Genomic DNA, 1,988 nt, shown 5'->3' on the forward strand with positions numbered 1-1,988 from the left:
CGCTTACCCCGCCCCTGATGTCATTGACGACCTGCCTGTGCTCCAGCGGCTGGCCATTGCGCACGCGTGAACTGACAAACTTCGCGCTGCCACTCTCATTCACGTGCGGCTCGAGCGCGACACCGAACTCGCGGCAGTAGGAGAGGATACCCTTGTGCACGCCGGGGATGCGGGCTGCGCCGGCGTTGAAATACTGGCCCGGGCTGAACTGGCAGCGTTGAGCCGGCAGATGATCATGCTCAAGGATGCTGTCACGCCTGATTGACCAGACGCGGCCACCGGGCCGGCTTCGCGCTTCAAGGATGGTAACGGCGTAGCCAGCCTTCTTGAGCTCCCACGCGGCGACAAGACCCGCAATCCCTGCCCCGAGAATAACCACACGACGGCCTGATCCGAGTGACGCGGGCGCTTGCGGCGGGCCTGAATAGGCGCCGGCCTCGCCGACAAAACCCAGGGCTTCCATCGCCGCATAGGCACCGGCGAGCCCCATCACCCTGGAAAAATTCCAGATGACATCCCGTCTCGAAAAATTTGCGCCCATGACAAGCCCCTTCAGCCAGGCCAAGCCTAGCGGCGCACTCGGATATCACCAGCAAAATCAGTGATGTCGTTGGCGCGGGGCCACGATGTGCCCGGAAATGCGGCAGCTAGTCGAAGAGGACCACCTGGCGGGCGACGGTGCCCTTATTGTCCTTGAGGTTCTGCAGCGCGCCTGTGATGCCATCGAGACCGATCCGGTCCGAGACGAGATCATCAAGGTGCAGGCGCCCCTGCTTGTAGAGTTCGATCAGGCGTGGGAAATCGATGCGGAACCGGTTCGAGCCCATGACAGCGCCTTGCAGCCGTTTCTCCGTCACCAGCAGTTCAATGCCCGGTACTTCGATATTCACCCCCGGCGGAATCATGCCGATGATCGTGGAGACGCCGCGCGGGCGCAGCATCATGTAGGACTGTTCTGCCGTCAGCTTCAGACCGATACACTCGAATGAATAATGCACGCCCCCGCCCGTCAGCTCCTTGACCTGCTCAACCGGGTCACCCTTTTTCGGATTGACGAAATCGGTCGCGCCGAATTTCTTTGCCATGGCGAGCTTTTCGTCGGACAGGTCGATCGCGATGATCCGCGAGGCCCCGGCAATCGCGGCCCCATTGATCGCCGAGAGGCCGACCCCGCCGCACCCGACCACCGCCACCGTCGAGCCCGGCTCGACCTTCGCGGCATGGAAGACAGAGCCGACCCCTGTAATCACCCCGCACCCGATCAACGCCGCCCGGTCCATCGGCATTTCCGGGTCGATCGCGCAGAGCGTGTTCTCGTGGACGAGGATCTGCTCGGCAAAGGAAGAGAGGTTGAGGAACTGGTTGACCTTTTCCTTGCCAATCGACAGGCGCGGCGCCTCCGTGGCCGGCCGCTTGAACTGCTCACCATTCACCGTGTGGCAGACCGACATGTGACCCGTCAGGCAGTATTCGCAGGTGCCGCAAAAAGGCGAGAGGATGGAGACAACATGATCGCCCGGCTTCACCGCCGAGACCATGGACCCGACCTGCTCGACGATGCCGGCACTTTCATGGCCAAGAATGACCGGCATCTCCGCCGGAAAGGCCCCATCCCAGAAGTGGACATCCGAATGGCAGACCCCAACGGCCTTCAGGCGCACCAGCACTTCGCGCGGCCCCGGCTTGGAGATCGAGACCTCTTCAATCGAGAGAGGCTTGTTTGCCTCCCGCATCACGGCAGCTTTCATCTTGGGTTTCCTCCTGTTTGTCGCTCTGACGGCGTTCAGGAGGAATGTGGATCAAGCACTCACGACTGACCAGAGGGGCCGCAAGGGAAACCTGATGGCCTATCCGAAAGGCTTATCAATCGACGGCGAGAGTGGACTAAACAGTCTGGGCCCCTCTTCCGTCATGTAGAGGCAATCTTCGAGGCGCACCCCGAACTCACCGAAAATGTAGATCCCCGGCTCGTTGGAAAAGCACATACC

The 1,988-nt window shown here is 61.5% G+C and carries 3 protein-coding genes; all 3 read right to left on the bottom strand.

Annotated elements, in window-relative coordinates; all coding sequences use genetic code 11:
* On the bottom strand, positions 1 to 541 hold a 541-nt coding region (locus WA989_RS06050), incomplete at its 3' end, for an NAD(P)/FAD-dependent oxidoreductase (RefSeq protein ID WP_424339607.1).
* A gap of 106 nt (positions 542 to 647) precedes the next feature.
* Positions 648 to 1,748 (bottom strand): Zn-dependent alcohol dehydrogenase, encoded by a 1,101-nt coding sequence (locus tag WA989_RS06055; RefSeq protein WP_424339608.1) that lies wholly within the window; start codon positions 1,746 to 1,748, stop codon positions 648 to 650.
* Between the two features lie 99 nt (positions 1,749 to 1,847).
* On the bottom strand, positions 1,848 to 1,988 hold a 141-nt coding region (locus WA989_RS06060; protein ID WP_424339609.1), incomplete at its 5' end, for a M24 family metallopeptidase.

Origin of the sequence: Henriciella sp., assembly GCF_049649345.1 — a bacterium.
GTDB lineage: Bacteria > Pseudomonadota > Alphaproteobacteria > Caulobacterales > Hyphomonadaceae > Henriciella.

Excerpts from the sequence above, each read along its gene's own strand:
- WA989_RS06055 (WP_424339608.1), bottom strand. The coding sequence starts at position 1,748 with ATGAAAGCTGCCGTGATGCGGGAGGCAAACAAGCCTCTCTCGATTGAA.